Genomic DNA, 16,817 nt, shown 5'->3' with positions numbered 1-16,817 from the left:
GTCCGCTCCTCCGGCCCCGTCCCGCCCGGCGGACACCGGACTAGGCAACCCCACGCGGGCGGCATAGGCTGCGCCGCGTGCGTACTCCAGCCCTGACCAGCCGACTCCGTCCGTTCACCTCGACGATCTTCGCCGAGATCACCGAGCTTGCCCGCCGTACCGAAGCGGTGAACCTGGGGCAGGGTTTCCCCGACACGGACGGCCCCTCCGGGATGCTGAACCGCGCGCGACGGGCCATCGGAGAAGGTGTGAACCAGTACCCGCCCGGCCCGGGAGAACCCGAGCTGCGCGCCGCGATCAGCGCCCAGCGCGAGGCGGACTACGGTCTCGCCCACGACCCGGACACCGAGGTGCTGGTGACCGTGGGGGCCACCGAGGCGATGAGCGCGGCGATGACGGCCCTGCTCGAACCGGGCGAGGAAGTGCTGCTGATCGAGCCCTACTACGACGCCTACCCCGTGGCGGTGGCCATGGCGGGCGGCGTGCACCGCTCGGTGCCGCTGCGGCCGAGCGACACCGGCTTCGCGCTGGACACCGCGGCCCTGCGGGCGGCGGTGGGCCCGCGGACCAGGGCGGTGGTGCTGAACTCGCCGCACAACCCCACCGGCACCGTGTTCACCGAGGCGGAACTGGCCGCCGTGGCCGAGGTGTGCCGGGACAACGACCTGATCGCCGTCACCGACGAGGTCTACGAGCACCTGGTCTTCGACGGGCCCGCGCACCGGCCGTTGGCCACACTGCCGGGGATGGCCGAGCGCACCCTGTCCGTCTCCAGCGCGGGCAAGAGCTTCAGCGTGACCGGCTGGAAGATCGGCTGGGTGTGCGGTCCCGCCGAGCTGGTCGCGGCGGTGCGGGCCGCCAAGCAGTTCATGACCTTCGTGGGCGGGGCTCCCTTCCAGCCCGCCGTGGCCCACGCGCTGCGCGCCGAGCGGGACTGGCTGGCCGAGCACCGCGCGGACCTGCACCGCAAGCGGGACCGCCTGTCGGCCGGGCTGAGCAGAGCCGGTTTCGGGGTGCTGCCCTCGCACGGAACCTACTTCGTCTGCGCCGACGTCCGCCCCCTGGGCTACTCCGACGGCTCCGAGTTCTGCCGCGCCCTGCCGGAACGCGTCGGGGTGGCCGCGATCCCGCCGCAGGTGCTCTGCGACGACCCGAGCCGGATCCGGCACCTGGTGCGTTTCGCCTTCTGCAAGCGCGACGAGGTGCTGGACGAGGCCGTCGAACGGCTGCTCCGGCTCGGGTGAGCACACCCGTCCTCGTGCGGGAGGCGGGCACGCGGCGAGTGGCCGGGCTCAGCAGACGAACCAGTCCGTGACCGCCCGCCCGCCGGTGCGCGGGCACAGCAGCACGCTGACCGGCCCGGCCGGGACGGCGCGGATCCGGAAACCCCCGCCCGCGTCGAGTTCGCCCCGGCGGGTGCCCGTCGGGTGGCGAAAGACCACCTCCCCGCCGGGAACGGGTTGTCCGGACCTGCTGAGCACCATCCCGGAGGCGCGCAGCGAACCCGGCTCCTCCGGAGTCAGCGCCAGGTCGAGCACCCGACCGGCGACGGCGAACACGAGTCCGCGTTCCCGCTCGCCGACCTCGGAACCCGCGCTGGAGGCGGCGTCGGCGGAGTCGCTGAGCAGCACGAAACGTCTCGCGGCAGCGCCACCGGCGAGCCCGCGGCCCACCCGGTAGGCCCGGCTGACCGCCCGCGCCGGGGTGGGGTCCGCCGTGCGGAACAACCGCCCCAGCAGCCCCAGTTCGGTACCCGCGCCCGTCACAGCGCCACCTCCGGTTCCTCCACCCCGCCCAGGGCGAGCATCCGCTGCCGCAGCGTCCGCAGGCAGCGCTGCTTCTTCGGGCCGATGGAACCACGGGGCACGCCGAGTGCCCGGCTGATCTGCTCGTAGCTGGCCTCCGGGGCCACGGCCATCACCCGCAGCAGCCGCTGGCACCGACCGGACAGCTGGGAGAAGGCCCGCGCCAGCCGGGCGGCGAGCACCGAACGCAGCGCGGCGCTCTCCGGGTCGCCCCCGTTGTCGGCGGTCTCGACCAGCAGGCCGTCCAACCCGGCCGGGGACTCCCTCCGGCGGGCGCGGGCCAGACGCAACGACTCGCGGCGGGCGGTGGTCACCAGCCAGCCGGGCAGTGCCTCGGCGTCCCGGATCCGGTGCAGGTTCTCCGCGAGCGACAACCAGGTGGCCTGCCAGACGTCCTCGGCGTCCGCGCGCGTGGCCGAGTAGGCCCGCGCCGCTGCCCAGACGACCCCGCCGTTGCGGTCCACCAGGTCGCGCCAGGCGCGTTCGTCGCCGCCGACGACACGGCGCACCAACACGGAGGTCCCACAGGAGTGTCCCGGTTCCGTCACTGTCGCCACCCTTTCCTGCTCTGCGGCTTGGTCTCGTCTCCGGACCGGTGTCCGGCGAGCGTGTCTCGCACGCGTCCCGGCGATCCGGGTTCGACCTGTAGGAGCCGCGGGAGTGGCGGACGGATTCACCGCTCGCGTCGAAACCCTCGAACGGGGCATCGGTTCGCGTAGTCCTACTCAGCGTTCCGGTGACCACGCCCGGTGTGGGGCCGCCAACACGACCGAACACACCGGTGTCACCCCCTGGCGGGAAAACCCGCCGGTGAATAGGGTATATACCAACGCCTAACCGGGTGACAAAAAGTCGTGGTTGGTGCCAACTCGGCCGCTGCACGGCAGGATGATGTTCGCAACGCTGGCACCGAAGGCGGGCGGTGATCTCATGGCGCGACTTCCGGAAAGTCGTGGCCACGCGTCCGCACTCGGCGCCACGGCCCGCCTCGTCCTGTTCCTCGTGACCCTGGCCGCGTGCTGGTTGCTCGCCCAGTGGGCGGGCGAACAACGGGCCAACGCCGCCGGAGCCCCGGAGGGACCGGAACAGTCCGACTCGGTCGTGGACGTCTCGCCAGTCGAGGTCACGCTCGACCCGGTCCACGTCGAGGTCTCCGTCTCCCCGGGCGAGCGGCGCCCCCACGGCGGGGATCCCGCCGGGACGCCCTCGGCCGAGAGCTCCGCCGAGAACTCCGCCGAGAACTCCGTCGTGGAGAGTGCTCTGGTGGATCCTCCCGAGATCCGGCCGGTGGGGACCACCACCGTGTTGGACTCGGCCGAGTCCGCCCCGGAGACCGGGGCCGTCACGCCTCCCCCACGGACGAGGCCCGCCCCCCGGCACGGCGGGGACGAGCACCGCGCCGGTTCCCGCCCGGAATCCGACACGGGCACTGTGGACACCGCCGGGGGCTCCTCGGAGAGCGCGGGCGCAGACACCGCCGGGTCCACGCCCACCGGCACCGAGCCCTCGTCGAGCACCGGCACGGACACCGAGCCCACACCGTCCCCGCTGCCCACGGACCCGCACGCGGGCGGGAAGGCGGAAGACACCGCCTCCACGGCTCCTCCCACCGCCCCGCCTGGCCCGGACCCGCTCGGGGAACGGAACCGTCCGCTTCCCGCGGCACCACCGGCCCCCAGCCCCTGCGGCGCACAGTCCGCCCAGGGCAACGCGGGCTTCGGGGTGCGGGACCACGAGGCGGTGAACACCGACCCGTTGTCGCTGCCTCCGCCGCCCGAGATCCGCGGCGAACCGGACGCCGACCTCCTCGGCACCGGGATCAAGACGGTGGTCCCGGTCACCAGCCCGGACTGACCCGCTTCACCGCACGCGCACGGGAGGTCGACGTGTCCCGTGCGCGCGGTGGTCGCCCACGTCGTGATCAGCCCTTCTTCCCGTGAGTTTCCGGTCCGACTGTCTGCGCCCGGTCGGACCGGCGGGGCCCGTTTTCCGGACACTGTGCGAGCAGCCGTACCGGCACGGGCCCCGCCCCGGTGCCGTACTGCCCCTGCGGCACCGGGGTCGCGGCCACCCCACCGGCACGTCGAGGGGCCGTGCCGGTGGGGTGGTCCCGAGGCCGTGCACGCCGTCCCCGACGGCGCGAGGCGTTTCTCCCTTCCTCCCGTATTCCCTGCCCTCAGGGCCCGCTGTGGCGGCCCGGGAGCTTCCTGCCGGACAATCGGGGCCATGACCACCGTGGAGTCCGCCGGTCAGGCCGGTGCGGGGCGGGAAGCGACGAGCGAGGACGTGGTGCTGCTGCTGCCGAACGCGGCCGCGGTGCTGGACGGGGCGACCTCGCTGCGGCCGACCGAGTACTCGGGCGGCTGGTACGCGGCGCGGCTTTCCGAGGCGCTGCGTCCCAGGCTGCGCGCGGACGAGGCGGGACTGCCCGAGCTGCTCTCCGCCTCCATCGCCGAGGTGGCCGGGAGTCACGGGCTGCGCCCCGGTGACTCCCCCTCCAGCACCGTGTCCCTCGTCCGCTGGGATGACTCCACAGTGGAGGCACTGGTGCTGGCCGACAGCCCCGTGGTGGCCCTCACCCGCTCCGGCACCGAGGTGGTCAGCGACGACAGGCTCGCCGAGCTGGGCACCGGTTCCGACGACGGGTACCGGCGGTGGCTGCGCGCCGGTGGCGGTTTCGACGAGCACCACTTCCGGCACCTGCGGGAGGCCGTGGACGCCACGGGGAGGTGGCGCAACGTCGAGGGCGGTTTCTGGGTGGCCGAGGCGGATCCCGCCGCCGCCCACCGCGCGGTGCGGCGCAGCTGGCCCCGCGACCGGTTGGAGGCGGTGTTGCTGGCCAGTGACGGGGTCTCCTGCGGGGTGGACCGTTACGGCAGCTATCCGAGCTGGCGTTCGCTGTTCGAGCACGCCACGAGCGAGTCCCCGCAGGCGGTGCTGGAGCGGGTCCGGGCGGCCGAGGAGTCCGATCCGGACGGAACGCGGTGGCCGCGTCCGAAGAGGCACGACGACCAGGCGCTGGTGGTGGTCCGCTTCGACTGACCCGTCCCATCCCCGGTCGTGGGTTTCGGTGCCGCTCACCGGGGTGAGGCGCGGCGGCGGGTCCGCCACGTCCCGCGTTCGCGCGGCGATCTGTTGTGACGAACGACACCGATCAAAAAAGATCTCTTCCCCTAGAGACATTCGCGGTCCCACCTAGTACACTTGAACACGTCCACCTGACCCCCAGGGGTGGACTTGGCGCCCCCGCACTCCCGGTGACCCCCAGGCCGGTTGAGAGCGGGGGCGCACCTTATTGGTCCGCCTGTCACCTGTCCGGCTGAGCCGGCCGCGCCACCCCCGGTTTCGCCGGGTGTGTCGCGGCGACCCGTGCGATGCTCCGAGCCACACCCCCCGCACAACCGAATGGGACGCTCGGCGACGGCACGGCCGGAGTGCGTGGAGGACCGGACACCCCACCATCCCGGAAACATTCATCCGATCGAGTGAGTAACCGGAACTGTGTCGGTCCTTGAATCGTCGGTCTCAGTAAGAAACCCGGAGGTTTTTCACGAGCGGAGGCGGACCATGAACCTGCACGCGCGGATCGAACTGTTCGGCGGCCCGGAGGACGGCCGGGAGATCACCCTCCCCGTCAGCACCGAAGGACAGCCGCTCTCCCCGCTGCCGGTGCCCGCTCCCCGCAGCGCGGGCGCGGAGGACGAGGAAGTGGTCTGGTACGAGCGCGACCACCAGCGTGGTCGCTGCATGTGGGTGTACAAGTACGCCAACTGCCAGACGCCCCACCCGACCGAGGCTTCCTGAACGAAGCCGGAAGCGACCTCTCCGGACACGCGGTGTCGCGTGCCCCGGGCCGCCGCTCGGCCCCGCACCGCCGCCGTTCTGTCCGGACTCAGGGGCCGCGCCGCACGCTGGCCAGCAGCTCGGGCGAGACCTCCCGCCCGTCAGCACCGCGCAGCAGCACCGACACGTCTCCGCTGGCTTCCAGCACCGCCGCGCCCACCTGGTCGAAGTGGGTGACCCCGGCCAGCCGTAGTTTGGACAGCAGATCGTTACGGGTCATCTGCGCCTTGCGCAGGTTGTCGTACAGGATCTCGGGCCCGTCCATCAGCAGCAGCGGCCAGTTGTCCACCAGCCCCTCCCACCTCCGGCGTCCCCGCGCCCGGGCGACCAGCCACTGCACCAGGAACAGCGTGCCCAGCGCGACCGCCCCCTGAACCAGCGGGGTGGACCCGCTCACCGCCGTGGTGGCGATGATCGACCCGAACGCCACCGTGGCCGCCAGGTCAAAGTTGGTCATCTGCGCGAACGAGCGCAGCCCAGCCAGCCGGGAGAACAGGATCAGCACCAGGTACATGCCGACGGTGCCCACGACCACCACCACGAGCACCGTCCAGGACACTCCGAACACCGCGGACAGCATCTGGTTCCCTCACTCCCTTTCCCGACCGCGCCGCGCCGTCGGCGGGCCCCACGAACCCCGGCTCACGGGACCTCCACCGAGACTCGGGGTCGAGGAAACTCCCTGCCGCGCGCACCGGCAAGGCGACACGCGAGGCCACGCTCGGAACCGACGGTGCGCGGCGTCACGAGGAGGCGAACCGCGGCCCGCCGAACGAGGTGACCCCGTGGAAGTGGGCGAGGGTGAAGTCGGCACCGCGTACACGGCAGCCTCGGAAGTCCCAGTGATCGAGGACCGCTTCGACCAGATCGAGGTCCATACCGTCCCAGAACTCCTCGTTGGTCGGTCGGTCGTGTTCGTCCGGATGAGGCCGTAGGTGTCGGGTCAGCAGACGTTGGGCGGTCAGACGAACCCGCCGTTCCTGCCGCTGGTACTCGGTGTCGGTGAGTCGACTGTCCTCCGGGAGCTGGACGCGGCGGCGAGTTTGAGCAGTGTGGCCAGCGCCGTAAGTCCCGACGGGCGCGACCGGGTCCGCGGGGGTCGGATCGGTGAGCGTAGTCGTCCCGTTCGGGAGCGGACCGCTCGATCTCCGACGGTGTGTAGGGCATACGCAGGTACGCGCAGAACAGGTTCACGATGGCCTGACGGTGGTCGGGGTTGTTCTGCCCGAGTCGGGACAGGGCGTAGAGCCCGACCATCCGCACCGGTGCCTGCTCGGAGGCGAGTTGTTGGGCCACGGAGGTGTAGAGCTCGATGACGCGTCGCTCGTCGGCGTCGTGTTTGGACTGTGCGGCCTTCTGTTCTTGGAGACGCTGGGCCTGTTCCTGCTGGAGTAGCCCCCACTCGGTGGCCCGCTGTTTGCGCGCGGCCAACACCAGCGCCGCCGTCCCACCGGTGCCCACGGCGATGCTGCCCGCCAGCTTGATCGCGTCCAACCGGACCTTGTCCCGCTCACTGCCCCCACCGAAGGCCCACACCAGCAGCGCGGCGGCTGTTACCCCCACCGTCAGCAGCAGAGCCAATCCCAGCCAGATCGCCCACCCCGGTATCGGCCGCACCGGCGCATCGGAGGGTTCGGGGGTGCTGTTCCCCCGGTCGCGCCGCCGCAGCCGGGTCCGCAGGTGGGAGGTCGCGAGCGCGGCCAGCAGGCCCGCGCTGGCGAGCGTGACCAGTCCGGGCGGCCGGAACAGCCCCGAGGCCACCAGGGTTCCGGCCGCGTGTGCGAGCAGCTCCGGCACGTCCACCGGGGTCCAGGCCAGTATCCCGGCGACGAGCCCCACGGCGGGGACGAGGAGTGTCCCAGGGGAGTGTCGAATCCGCCCGAGTCTCCGCCGGGCGCGCCCGATTCGGCTTTCCGTAGCCTGCCCAGTCACCCCACGATGCTCGCAGAAGTGATCACGGTGTTGGGCCGGTCAGCGGGATCACTGCCGCTCGGCTACTGGGATCCTCCCGGGGAGAGAGTCTGTTCCGCAGGAGGCGCCACAACCGGCCGTGTTCCGGATGGCTCCTCGCCAGCACCGCACCGCCTCGCCAGGGGCTCCGGAACCCTGGAGACGGCGGGGATTCCGCCCGTCGGGAGCCTCCGTCACCGGAAACGTCCGGTTTTCACCGCGTCGAGGAAGGCCGTCCACTGTTGACGGGTGGCGGTGGACTAGCCCGCCTCACGGTTCTTGGTGTCCCGAACGCCGGTCAGCTCGGCACCGAAGCCGACCTCGACGCAGTTGCCTCCGCTGTTGCTGCGGATGGACGTGGGCCTTGGGGAACATCGGAACGCGTGAAGCGGCCCTGTCATCCGTGGCAAGGGAAGGCCGTATCCACCGTCGTCGCGTTACCGACCGAAACCTCGGCGTTGACCGTCGGCCGGGCGCCCGAGGTCTTCCTCGACTGGTTGGCTCGTGCCGGCAGCACCAACACGATCCACGGCTGTACCACTGCGGTGGACAAGACCGCCGAGAGGATCGGTGAGCATCGACCGCTGGCGCCGGTGGCCGACGACATCGGCGAGGCCGGTGCGTCGCCGCTGCTGCCCATGGCGAGGTCCCGGCACAAGAACTCGGAGAACATCCGCCGCGGACAGCGCTGGGAACTACTTGCCGACCTCGCGGGTGGCGGTGGTCAGTGTCCGTTGGGTTCGGGGCTGGTGCCCTGGGCCGGGGTGGGGGCGGGCAGGGCCCGCAGCCGGTCGTGGAACTCCCGGGAGTCCGGGGACGGACGGCGTTCGGCGCGCATGTCCTGGTCCAGCGCGGTCAGGCGTTGCCGGGTGGTCTCACGGAGGTGTTCCGGCGCGATGGTGTCGAGCACGGTGGTGGCCAGGGCGGTGGCATCAGCCGGGGCGTGCTCGGCGGCGGCCGCGCGGGCGCGGATGACGGTGGCGGCGGCCCACCCGGGCGAACCCGTGGCTTTCAGGGACACAGCGGTGGCGGCGTGTTCGGAGGCCTGGCGGGTTTCGCCGAGGCGCAGTGCGGATTCGGCGAGGTGTTGGTGGAATTCGGCTCGGTCGAAGCCGAAGCGTCCCGGCTGGTCGGTGGCGCTGTCCATATCGCGTTGGGCGCGGGTGGTGGCCGCGGCCGCGTCGCCGCGGCGACCGAGGGCTGCCAGGGCGCGCAGTTCGCACCAGGCGGTGATCTGCGCTCGACGTAGCGGGGCGTCGGCGTAGTCGTGGGCGTGGCCTGCCAGTTCCAGGGCCTCGGCGGGACGCTGCCCGAAGCAGGCCACCATCGACTGCGCGCCCAGACTCCATCCGGCCAGGTGGTGCTCGCCGACGCTGGCGCCCAGTCGTGCTCCGGTTCCCAGGTGGATGTGGGCACCGGCGTAGTCGGAGGTGTGGAAGGCCAGGTTGCCCAACAGGGCCGAGAGCCAGCCGGCCAGTCGGCGGAGTTCGGTGCGGTCGGCCTCGTGCTGGTCGTGGGTGAGCATGTCGACGACCATGTGCCGGGCCCGGTGGATCTCGCCGGCCAGCACGCTGGATGCGTAGCGGGAGTAGTGCCGGGCGAGGTACGCCGGGCACGCTTGGAAGACATCTACCTGAAGTTGATCACTACCGAACCGGTGCAACCCGGGGCTTGAGAGATCTTGGGCCCGTCGTGTGTGAAGTCCTATGGCGAGAGGAATGGCGCGGACACATGCCGGAGAGATTCAAAAGATCGAGGGATGGCGTGATTTGGCCGAGGTCTCGGGCGAGCTGGGTGAGTGAGTCCAAGCGCGGTCGTGGATGACGGGGGACGGTCCCACGGCGTTGTTTACCGCAGCGGTTGCGTGGCTACATCAGCGTCGGGTGTTGTTGTCGGGGTTGACGGTATTGGCCCGGCTGGTGGCTTCATGCCGGGAGGCGGCGTCGCAGCAGTTGGGGGAGGCGTTGTCGGGGCTGATCAACCGAACACGATGGTCCGCATGGAGGTCATAGGCACAAAACAGCCCTACAGGTGCGGAGAACATGAGAGGCTGCGTTGTGGATCAATTCCGCTGAAGTGAGGAGATTCACTCATGCGTAAGGTACTTGTTGGTGTTCTCGCCGCTGTGGCCAGCATGCTGTTCGTCCCCTCGGCGGCATACGCGGGCAATAGCTCTGCGGCATGTAGCACCGAGGGTCGGTGCGGTGCCTATGTGACTTTCGACGACCACGGCGAACACCTTGAGGCTTACGACACCGAACCCGACGGCCACGGCGTGTATGTGAAGTACAAACGCTCCGATGCGCCTAACGACGGTGAATTCACCCACCGCGACGGCGCCGGAACCTGGTACGACCACAACATGAGCATGCCTGAGGGCGCGACGATCAGGTTCAAAGTGTGTCGAATCGACGGGAGTTACATCCATAACTGTTCCGTTTGGACAGAAGGCACCGCCTGACTCGTCGTTGATGACACGAGACTCACCGCGACCGAGCGTGAGCCCCGGCTCAGACGTTGAAAAGGGGCAGCAGCCCCGCCCCCAAAACCGCCACCCCAACCCCAGGTCGGGCAGGTAGTGCCCAGCACTGTTAGCGGCGGCTCTCGGGCGGGGCCGGTCCATGGTCTACGCCTGTATGACTGGGCCGCTTCCCGCTCGAGGTCGGCTGGCCTCGGGAAGAGGTCGTTGGCTGCTGGCCCGATGCTCCATCCGCGATCCCAGCGAGATCGCCTACTACGTCTGCTACGGAGCCCGCCGAACGTGTCTGGTCCTGCTTTGCCAAGCTGAAGATTTCGGAGTCCTCCGGGCACGGGCGAATGGCCGCCGGAGGCACCACACACAGTGAAAGGACGGTCCGATGCCCACACGACGACGAGGCCCGGTCGTGGCTGGCCTGGCTATCCTCGGCTTGTTAGCCACAACGCTCCCCGCACACGCGGTGGTTTCCCCTGCGGAGGAGCCTCTGAACTTGGCCAACTTCGAACTGCGTCCCAACAAGATGGGCACCGAGCTCAAGGACCGAGTCGACCGCCTCGACGATGAACTACCCAGAGCCGGCGTGAAGAGGATCTTCGAGGACGCCAACCGGAAGGGCGTGGTCGAGGGCGGGGTCTGCAACGAGAACGCGGACCTGGACGGCATGGGGGAATTCGTACGCAGGCTCAGCACGAGTATGTGCTTCAATTCCGGCGACAACTCCACCATGCTGTGGTACCCGCAGGGAGTGAGCACCATCGCCGACGCGCAGGACGACAAGCACTGGGGCGCGGAGAACCAGCCCGTGCTGGTCTCCTGGTACGACAGCAGCAAAAAGGACGGGGTCGACGACGGAGAGGACGAGCTGGAAAAGGGCGTGCGCGTGTCCTTCATGGACCCGCACACCGGACGCTACCGCCACGTGCTCCTCGTCTATCCGACCATCAACTCCTATGACAACCCCAGCTACATGAGCGTGCGCTACAAGCAGACCGGTGAGGGCTCCTCCCTGCACGGCGGCGGGATCGTCTGGTACGGCAACTTCTTGTACGTGGCCGACACCGGACGCGGTTTCCGGGTCTTCGATATGCGCCACATCTACGACCTGGGGGCCGCCTCCAACGGCAGCACCCAAGATCGGGACCGAATCGGCAGGCGGAGCGGGACGTACCACGGGCACGGGTACCGCTATGTGATGCCGCAGGTGGCCTCATGGACCGTCACCGCTCCGAAGGGCGAGAAGTGCACCGACCACGACCAGGCCATGAGCTTCTCTTACGCGGGTCTGGACCGCAGCGGCCTTGATCATATGCTCGCGGGCGAGTACTGCAAGCGGAGCGAGGACGTTCCCGGCCGGGTGGCCGCGTGGCCGATCGCCGATGCCACCGACGAAAACGGGGAGCAGATCACCGACACCGGATACCGGTGGCAGGCCGACGCCGCACATCGTCTCCCGGACAGCAACATTCAGGGAGCGGTCCGTTTTCACGAGCGCTGGTACTTGAGTCAGAGCCGTGGCAGTGACACGTCAGGACTGCTGTACCAGACGGAGCGAACCTCCACATCGGACGACCTCCTGCGGCCGCGAGAGGTGCAATCAGCCGCCGTCGGACCGGAGGACCTCTCGCACTGGGAAGAAGGACGCGGAGGAACCACTCTCGGCACCATGTGGACCGTCGCCGAGCACCCGAACAGGCGGATGGTCTACGCCACGGTTCCCAAAACTCCCTGACGGAGTGACTCGTCGGCTCGACTGCTCATCCGAGGCGGGATAAATAACTCTGGCACGTGCGGCGAACGCCTCGCAAGGCGAGGAGCGCCGGACACGGGGACTATCGAGATTTCCTGCGGCGGTGTCGCACGTGCCGGACACCTGCGCTCGTAAGCCCCGATCCGACCTCTCATACCCCGTCCACCCAAGGGACATCGGGGTCGGTGGGCTGCTGGTAGTCGATACCGACCACATCGAAGCCGTACAGCTGCCAGATCCGGGTGCTGAACCACTCGGGAGCGCCCGACTCGGGCAGGAACACGGTCTCAACCCGCTTCCAGCGGTCGACGAGATCGTGCTGCACCGGCCCATCGAGCTCCCAGCCGTCCAATACTGCGACGGCGCTCAGAAATCAGACCACGCCGATCGCATTCAGACCACTGTCGAACCAAGCTCGAACAGAGCCCCCTTTATCCAGGTGGGACATGCTGTGCGGTCGGAGGGCTATCACCGGCCGCACAGCCGCGTTCGCGGTGTCGTCCCTGTTCAGTGGGTTTCTGGGGAAATTGTGTCGGGGGTGGGCCGTAGTCGGGCAGGAGTTCGATGTAGATCGTGTGCCCGTCGAGGTGCAGCGCCTCAACGCCTACCGGCGGCGGTTAACGGCCCGTGCCGCGACAGGGCGGTGACCAGCCTCTCGGCTGCGTTCCGGACGGGCGCGGCCAAGGGACCGGCGTAGTCCTCGCCCGCGACCAGCAGTTCGGCGCAGGCATGCAACTGGCACAGCAGCCCGGTGCGGCTACCCAAGTCTGCAGCGAAGACCCGCTGCACCTGCTCAGCCAGCGCGGGCACCGCCAGGGAGTTAACCCACAACGTCGCCGCGTCCCACCCGCGCGGGGCCAGCCCGAAGTCCTCCCAATCCAGGATGCGACAGGTCGGGGCCGTGACGTTGACCCAGCTGAAGTCGGCGTGGGCGAGCGTCCACTCCTCGATGGTGGTCTCCACGTCGGGAAACACCGCCTGAATCGTGGAGGTGACGCGTTGCTGGGTGATCGGCCGCGTGTGCGGGGTCGCCACCCGCGAGGTGGACACCGTGGACAGCTCTGAGAGGGCGTCGGACAGCTGGTGCCACCACACCTGCGGCAGCTGGGGATCAGTGGCCAGTACTCCGCCGCCCGGCTGGATCACGGGGTCGGTGACCAGCTCAGTCTCCTCCGCCCGCCACAGCAGCTCCCCGTCGTACCAACACACACCCTGATGCCACCGCGGATGCCGCACGCTCGTCGGCAGCGCGGCCGTGGCCTCCAGCCCACCACGCTCGGCGGCGTCCTCGGCCGGCGACACTGAGATTCGCACCCACGTGCCCCGCTCGGTGGCCATTCCCAACGAGCGTCGCTTGCACACCGCCTGCTCCGGCAGCAGCCGCACGCCGAGCGCTCGCTCGGCACGCGCGATCAACTCCGCCCGCGACTGCGTCCTGAGATCCACGGTGTCCACGATAGCCCGCACCCACAGCGCACGACGCCCGTGACTAGGCGCTCTCCTCCTCATCAGGCTCGAACGGATCACGCAGCGGGCGCGTTCCGGCGAGATTGGGGGCGGCAAAGGAGCACCGGCCGAGCATGTTGATGTGGGAGCGTACGAACGGCGACAGCCGGGTGGCATCCTCCTCGCGGGCCTCGTAGCCGCCGCACAGCTCAGCGAGCGCGGCATCCAGGTAGCGAGTGTTGAACAGCACGACCGCGTTCAACACGAGCCCAAGGGCACCGACTTGGTCTTCCATGCCTTCGTAGTAGCGCTGGCGCAGTTCGCCGCGCTGGCCGTGGAAAATCCGCCGGACCGGAGCGTGGCGGCCCTCTTGCAGGTTGGCCTGGGCTTTGATGTCGCGGCGATAGCCGGGCTCGTCAACCAGACGCAGCACGTGCAGGGTCTTGTGGATGCGTCCGTAGTCGGCGATGGCTTCGCCGAGCGGGGTGGGATGCCCGTCGAGGGAGAGCATGCGGATCACGTCGTGGGGGCGTACCACGCCGGTGTGGATCGAGGCGACCACGCGCAGAATGTCGTCCCAGTGCCGCCGCACCCGGCCAAGGTCGATGCGGCCGCGGGCAGCACCGTTGAACGGTCCGTAGTCCGCGCCTGGGTCGATGCGCCACAACTTCTGATCGGGCAGATCGGCCAACTGTGGGGCGCAGGTGAACCCAGCCAGGGCGAGCAGCCCGAACACGATGTCGGAGTAGGAGGCGGTGTCGGTGACGATCATCTGCGACCTGTGCCCGCCGTCGCGGTCGTAGAGCACGTCGAGGACATAACGAGTCGCGCGGCCGTGCTGGCCACGACCTTGCCGGTGAGTCCGGCGGCCTGGTCGTTGACCATGTTCAGCCAGGTTGCACCGTAACGGCGCTGGCCGGGCGGCGACGGTGATGTCCAAGTCGGCCAGCCGAGCCTCGCCACCGGCGATCGAAGTGAACCCCTGCCCCGCCCCGGTCCAGGCCAACACCTCCAGTAGCATCTCCATCGCCGCGGTCAACTTCGCGACGCCTTGCCGAGCTTGGGCAAGCTGTGCAGCTTTTCCTTGTTCGATTCCCGCTCGGCCCGTGCCAACAGCTTCGACCCTAGGAGAGGACACGAAAGCAGCGCCCCTGGTCACCCGGGGACGTTGGTACTGGCTACCGGGTCACGCGAGGCGGTCGCTTTTGATCGTGGTGAGAAAGGAACTCCACTGGGAGCGTGTGAACGCGAGGATGGGGCTGTCTTCGCCGAGTTTCGTGTCGCGTACTCCGGCGGCGGAAGGCGCGATCCCCACGTCGACGCACGCTCCGCTGCCGTTGCTGCGGGTGGACTTGCGCCAACGGGCCTGACTGAAGTCCGGAGCGGTCATATGAGTACTCCTGGTAAGAGGCTTCCGTGTTCCTCTCCGGGAATACCCCGTGCGGCAGGCAGCACGCGAGACCCGACCGGGTGAAGACACAGACAGTCCCGCCCGGTAGTAACCGAGCGGGACTCACGAGCAGGGGTCAGCCGTCGAGACGGTCGCTTTTGATCGCGTCGAGGAACGAGGTCCAGGCGGTCTTGCTGAACGGCAACACGGGACTGTTCTGGCCGAGTTTGCTGTCGGCAACCCCGGTGACGGTGGGCACGTGCGCCACCATGACGCAAGCTGCACCGCCGCCGTTGCTACGGCTGCTTTTGTGCCAGCGAGCCTGACTGAAGTCTGGGGCGGTCATGTGGGTACTCCTTGCACTCATAGCTCCCCGGCAAGCTTGGTGATGAACTCTGCCGAGTCTGCGGGGGTCAGCGCCGCTTGTTCAAGAGCGCTGTAGTTCAGGTTATACGACTCGACCTCGTCCTCGTCCTCCACGTAGACGCAGCCGGTCAGGTAGTCCGTGTACGGGACATCGGGGTCTTCCTGATCGGGAAACGACAGGATGATGAACGGAGCACCGAGCGCGGGCACCGCGCCCGCCTCAAAGGGCAGCACTTGCAACGTGACATGCGCTAGCTCGCTCATCGTGACGAGATGTTCCAGTTGTTCCCGCATCACGTCGGTACCGCCGACCAGCTGCCGCAACCCGGACTCGTGAATTACGGTGCTGAGCTGGACCGGTGGGTCGTCGTGGAGTCGTTGCTGTCGCTGCCTCCGCAGATCCGCGCGTTCGCGTGTGACGTTCGGGCTGGCCTGAGGGATCCACGCGTTCATCAGGGCCGTGGCGTAGTCCTCGGTCTGTAGCAGTCCGGGAATCAGGTCGGAGGCGAACTCCCGTACGTGGCTGGCTTCGGATTCGAGCCCGACGTACTCCGCGAAGTTGCTGGCGAGCGTGTTCGCGCCATAACGCTGCCACCAGCCCTTCTGTCGTGCCTGGAAGGCCAGGCCGACGTAGTGCTCCCGTTCCTCCTCAGGGATGCCGAACACGGTGGCGATCGCCATGACCTCGGCTGGCCCGATCGGAGTGTCCCCGGTTTCGTAGCGACTCAGCTTGCTCTTGGACCAACCGAGTCGCGGTGCGACTTCTTCCAAGGGAAGCCCCGCTTCGGCACGCCATTGGCGGATGCGCCTGGTTACCTTGCGCAGACGCACTGTGGGACTGATGCGTTCCGTTCCGTCCTGTTCGGACATGGTGGCCTCCGTCGTTTGCCTCGCCTACGCAACACAGTCTATGGGAAACAGAAGCACTGGGATTCCCACTATCGAGTGGTACATAAAAAATGTTTGGGCAATTAGTTGCTTTAGCGGGATTCCCACATGCATAGTGTCATACGTCGCAACTCTGTGGACAGAACCATATAACCCGATCTCCCGGTGCATCCGGCGGTCTTACGAGATACGAGTCGTCGAACTACGGAGCTGAGGAATGACACGAGGTCTCAGAACGATCGCGCTCTGTCCGATCAAGAGGAGGAACTTCGAAGCGGGAAGTATCACGGCACCGCTGAGTTTCTGAGCCGCTCGTCCGGTGGTGGCCGCCACCGGACGAGCGGGCTGGTTCCCGCGTGCAAGCCGGCAAGCATCACGCGGGGGTGCTCCGTCAACCGTTTCTCCTGAAGTGGAGCGTTGGTCATGCTAGCGCTGTGTGCAAGACGTGTGTTCCCGCGTCGGGCATTTCCGCCTTCCGGCCACCCGCTGGGGGTGGTGTGACATGCGGCCGTTGTGTCCGCGGAGCCCGGTGTTTCTGGTGCGGGCCCCCATCGAGGCCGACCACCGGTGGGGGCAGACACCCCGGCTGCACGCGCTCGAACACCACCCGGCCAGCTATACGAGCTCGTGGGTGTTGACGTTGTGTCTGGTGCGGATCGAGCTGGCCACCATCACCGGCCTTGTTGAGTGTGAGGCCGAGCCCGAGGTGTGTGCCCCGTGCTGCTACACGATCGCGGTGGCCGGCTTCCGGGGGCGGGTGGTGACCCATGCCGTGGCCGAGTGAACCCCGCTGCCGCTTCGTGGTGGGGGTGGATTCCCGGATCATCCACGCCACCGGCATACAACGGCGCGTCGAATGCGCCCGGGCCGGGCGCGGGCTGCTGGCCTGTTTCTGCGGGGCCC

The 16,817-nt window shown here is 68.8% G+C and carries 20 protein-coding genes and 2 pseudogenes; 9 read left to right on the top strand and 13 right to left on the bottom strand.

The genetic code is table 11. The features are described 5' to 3' along the window. Positions 1-77 precede the first annotated feature (77 nt). Positions 78-1,244, top strand: coding sequence for a pyridoxal phosphate-dependent aminotransferase (locus ACTMO_RS0100295; protein WP_019852649.1), 1,167 nt, complete (start codon positions 78-80; stop codon positions 1,242-1,244). A 48-nt stretch (positions 1,245-1,292) separates the two neighbouring features. Here ACTMO_RS0100295 and ACTMO_RS0100290 read toward each other — a convergent pair whose 3' ends face one another. Together ACTMO_RS0100290 and ACTMO_RS0100285 are read right to left on the bottom strand one after the other, a co-directional pair. Beyond that, positions 1,293-1,766 carry a carboxypeptidase-like regulatory domain-containing protein gene (locus tag ACTMO_RS0100290; RefSeq protein ID WP_019852648.1) on the bottom strand — a complete coding sequence of 158 codons (474 nt, stop codon included), beginning with the start codon at positions 1,764-1,766 and terminating at the stop codon, positions 1,293-1,295. After that, the gene (locus ACTMO_RS0100285; RefSeq protein ID WP_019852647.1) at positions 1,763-2,353 is read right to left on the bottom strand and encodes an RNA polymerase sigma factor; all 591 of its coding nucleotides are present in this window, start codon (positions 2,351-2,353) and stop codon (positions 1,763-1,765) included. The genes ACTMO_RS0100290 and ACTMO_RS0100285 overlap by 4 nt, the downstream gene beginning before the upstream one ends. Before the next feature lie 313 nt (positions 2,354-2,666). Here ACTMO_RS0100285 and ACTMO_RS0100280 point away from each other — a divergent pair, with 313 nt between their 5' ends. The 3 genes from ACTMO_RS0100280 to ACTMO_RS0100270 all read left to right on the top strand — a co-directional run bounded on the left by ACTMO_RS0100280 (position 2,667) and on the right by ACTMO_RS0100270 (position 5,609). Further along, positions 2,667-3,659, top strand: coding sequence for a hypothetical protein (locus tag ACTMO_RS0100280; RefSeq protein ID WP_157062749.1), 993 nt, complete (start codon positions 2,667-2,669; stop codon positions 3,657-3,659). A 372-nt stretch (positions 3,660-4,031) separates the two neighbouring features. Continuing rightward, on the top strand, positions 4,032-4,847 hold the full coding sequence (locus ACTMO_RS0100275; protein WP_019852646.1) for a protein phosphatase 2C domain-containing protein: 816 nt from the start codon (positions 4,032-4,034) through the stop codon (positions 4,845-4,847). A 525-nt stretch (positions 4,848-5,372) separates the two neighbouring features. After that, positions 5,373-5,609, top strand: coding sequence for a hypothetical protein (locus ACTMO_RS0100270; RefSeq protein WP_019852645.1), 237 nt, complete (start codon positions 5,373-5,375; stop codon positions 5,607-5,609). 88 nt (positions 5,610-5,697) lie between these two features. Here ACTMO_RS0100270 and ACTMO_RS19955 read toward each other — a convergent pair whose 3' ends face one another. The 5 genes from ACTMO_RS19955 to ACTMO_RS0100245 form a co-directional block, all read right to left on the bottom strand. Next, positions 5,698-6,228: a DUF421 domain-containing protein gene (locus ACTMO_RS19955; protein ID WP_019852644.1), complete on the bottom strand. Its 531-nt coding sequence runs from the start codon at positions 6,226-6,228 to the stop codon at positions 5,698-5,700. 62 nt (positions 6,229-6,290) lie between these two features. Beyond that, positions 6,291-7,487: a hypothetical protein gene (locus ACTMO_RS22710; protein ID WP_157062748.1), complete on the bottom strand. Its 1,197-nt coding sequence runs from the start codon at positions 7,485-7,487 to the stop codon at positions 6,291-6,293. A 371-nt stretch (positions 7,488-7,858) separates the two neighbouring features. Beyond that, positions 7,859-7,999: a DUF397 domain-containing protein gene (locus ACTMO_RS22135; RefSeq protein ID WP_425394314.1), complete on the bottom strand. Its 141-nt coding sequence runs from the start codon at positions 7,997-7,999 to the stop codon at positions 7,859-7,861. Next, complete coding sequence (locus tag ACTMO_RS0100250; protein WP_157062747.1) at positions 7,996-8,238, bottom strand: hypothetical protein; 243 nt, start codon at positions 8,236-8,238, stop codon at positions 7,996-7,998. Before ACTMO_RS0100250 ends, ACTMO_RS22135 begins: the two co-directional genes overlap by 4 nt. Before the next feature lie 84 nt (positions 8,239-8,322). Further along, a complete protein-coding gene (locus ACTMO_RS0100245; protein WP_483756995.1) occupies positions 8,323-9,261 on the bottom strand; it encodes an NsdA family TPR-like regulatory protein in 939 nt (312 codons plus the stop codon). Between the two features lie 157 nt (positions 9,262-9,418). Here ACTMO_RS0100245 and ACTMO_RS23990 point away from each other — a divergent pair, with 157 nt between their 5' ends. The 4 genes and pseudogenes from ACTMO_RS23990 (at position 9,419) to ACTMO_RS0100235 (ending at position 11,806) form a co-directional block, all read left to right on the top strand. Then, positions 9,419-9,610 carry a DUF4158 domain-containing protein gene (locus ACTMO_RS23990; protein WP_157062746.1) on the top strand — a complete coding sequence of 64 codons (192 nt, stop codon included), beginning with the start codon at positions 9,419-9,421 and terminating at the stop codon, positions 9,608-9,610. A gap of 80 nt (positions 9,611-9,690) precedes the next feature. Further along, on the top strand, positions 9,691-10,059 hold the full coding sequence (locus ACTMO_RS0100240) for a hypothetical protein (RefSeq protein WP_019852639.1): 369 nt from the start codon (positions 9,691-9,693) through the stop codon (positions 10,057-10,059). Between the two features lie 159 nt (positions 10,060-10,218). After that, a pseudogene (locus ACTMO_RS22700) lies at positions 10,219-10,360 on the top strand (IS701 family transposase); the annotation flags it as partial. Positions 10,361-10,567: 207 nt separating this feature from the next. Further along, complete coding sequence (locus tag ACTMO_RS0100235) at positions 10,568-11,806, top strand: hypothetical protein (RefSeq protein ID WP_019852638.1); 1,239 nt, start codon at positions 10,568-10,570, stop codon at positions 11,804-11,806. 169 nt (positions 11,807-11,975) lie between these two features. On the opposite strand, the gene ACTMO_RS19950 is transcribed toward ACTMO_RS0100235, so the two are convergent. From ACTMO_RS19950 to ACTMO_RS0100205, 6 genes and pseudogenes are all read right to left on the bottom strand, one after another. Continuing rightward, on the bottom strand, positions 11,976-12,176 hold the full coding sequence (locus tag ACTMO_RS19950) for a hypothetical protein (RefSeq protein WP_019852637.1): 201 nt from the start codon (positions 12,174-12,176) through the stop codon (positions 11,976-11,978). A 245-nt stretch (positions 12,177-12,421) separates the two neighbouring features. Further along, positions 12,422-13,270 carry a hypothetical protein gene (locus ACTMO_RS19945; RefSeq protein ID WP_157062745.1) on the bottom strand — a complete coding sequence of 283 codons (849 nt, stop codon included), beginning with the start codon at positions 13,268-13,270 and terminating at the stop codon, positions 12,422-12,424. Between the two features lie 43 nt (positions 13,271-13,313). Beyond that, positions 13,314-14,182, bottom strand: a pseudogene (locus ACTMO_RS21610) (Tn3 family transposase); the annotation flags it as partial. A gap of 274 nt (positions 14,183-14,456) precedes the next feature. Further along, the gene (locus tag ACTMO_RS0100215) at positions 14,457-14,660 is read right to left on the bottom strand and encodes a DUF397 domain-containing protein (RefSeq protein WP_019852635.1); all 204 of its coding nucleotides are present in this window, start codon (positions 14,658-14,660) and stop codon (positions 14,457-14,459) included. 136 nt (positions 14,661-14,796) lie between these two features. After that, a complete protein-coding gene (locus tag ACTMO_RS22130; RefSeq protein WP_033401477.1) occupies positions 14,797-15,006 on the bottom strand; it encodes a DUF397 domain-containing protein in 210 nt (69 codons plus the stop codon). 17 nt (positions 15,007-15,023) lie between these two features. Further along, positions 15,024-15,896, bottom strand: coding sequence for a helix-turn-helix domain-containing protein (locus ACTMO_RS0100205; protein ID WP_026448716.1), 873 nt, complete (start codon positions 15,894-15,896; stop codon positions 15,024-15,026). Positions 15,897-16,443: 547 nt separating this feature from the next. On the opposite strand from ACTMO_RS0100205, the gene ACTMO_RS0100200 reads away from it, so the two are divergent. After that, positions 16,444-16,698, top strand: a complete 255-nt coding sequence (locus tag ACTMO_RS0100200) for a hypothetical protein (RefSeq protein ID WP_245555969.1) — start codon at positions 16,444-16,446, stop codon at positions 16,696-16,698. The last annotated feature ends 119 nt before the right edge of the window (positions 16,699-16,817 follow it).

This window comes from Actinopolyspora mortivallis DSM 44261, assembly GCF_000384035.1.
Lineage (GTDB): Bacteria > Actinomycetota > Actinomycetes > Mycobacteriales > Pseudonocardiaceae > Actinopolyspora > Actinopolyspora mortivallis.
This window is presented reverse-complemented; position numbering and strand designations above follow the sequence as displayed.

Bases quoted from the DNA above. Each gene is read 5' to 3' on its own strand.
- ACTMO_RS0100215 (WP_019852635.1), bottom strand. From the start codon at position 14,660: ATGACCGCTCCGGACTTCAGTCAGGCCCGTTGGCGCAAGTCCACCCGC.
- ACTMO_RS0100275 (WP_019852646.1), top strand. From the start codon at position 4,032: ATGACCACCGTGGAGTCCGCCGGTCAGGCCGGTGCGGGGCGGGAAGCG.
- ACTMO_RS19955 (WP_019852644.1), bottom strand. From the start codon at position 6,228: ATGCTGTCCGCGGTGTTCGGAGTGTCCTGGACGGTGCTCGTGGTGGTG.
- ACTMO_RS0100270 (WP_019852645.1), top strand. From the start codon at position 5,373: ATGAACCTGCACGCGCGGATCGAACTGTTCGGCGGCCCGGAGGACGGC.
- ACTMO_RS22135 (WP_425394314.1), bottom strand. From the start codon at position 7,999: ATGACAGGGCCGCTTCACGCGTTCCGATGTTCCCCAAGGCCCACGTCC.
- ACTMO_RS0100240 (WP_019852639.1), top strand. From the start codon at position 9,691: ATGCGTAAGGTACTTGTTGGTGTTCTCGCCGCTGTGGCCAGCATGCTG.
- ACTMO_RS0100205 (WP_026448716.1), bottom strand. From the start codon at position 15,896: ATGTCCGAACAGGACGGAACGGAACGCATCAGTCCCACAGTGCGTCTG.
- ACTMO_RS0100250 (WP_157062747.1), bottom strand. From the start codon at position 8,238: ATGGGCAGCAGCGGCGACGCACCGGCCTCGCCGATGTCGTCGGCCACC.
- ACTMO_RS22130 (WP_033401477.1), bottom strand. From the start codon at position 15,006: ATGACCGCCCCAGACTTCAGTCAGGCTCGCTGGCACAAAAGCAGCCGT.
- ACTMO_RS23990 (WP_157062746.1), top strand. From the start codon at position 9,419: ATGACGGGGGACGGTCCCACGGCGTTGTTTACCGCAGCGGTTGCGTGG.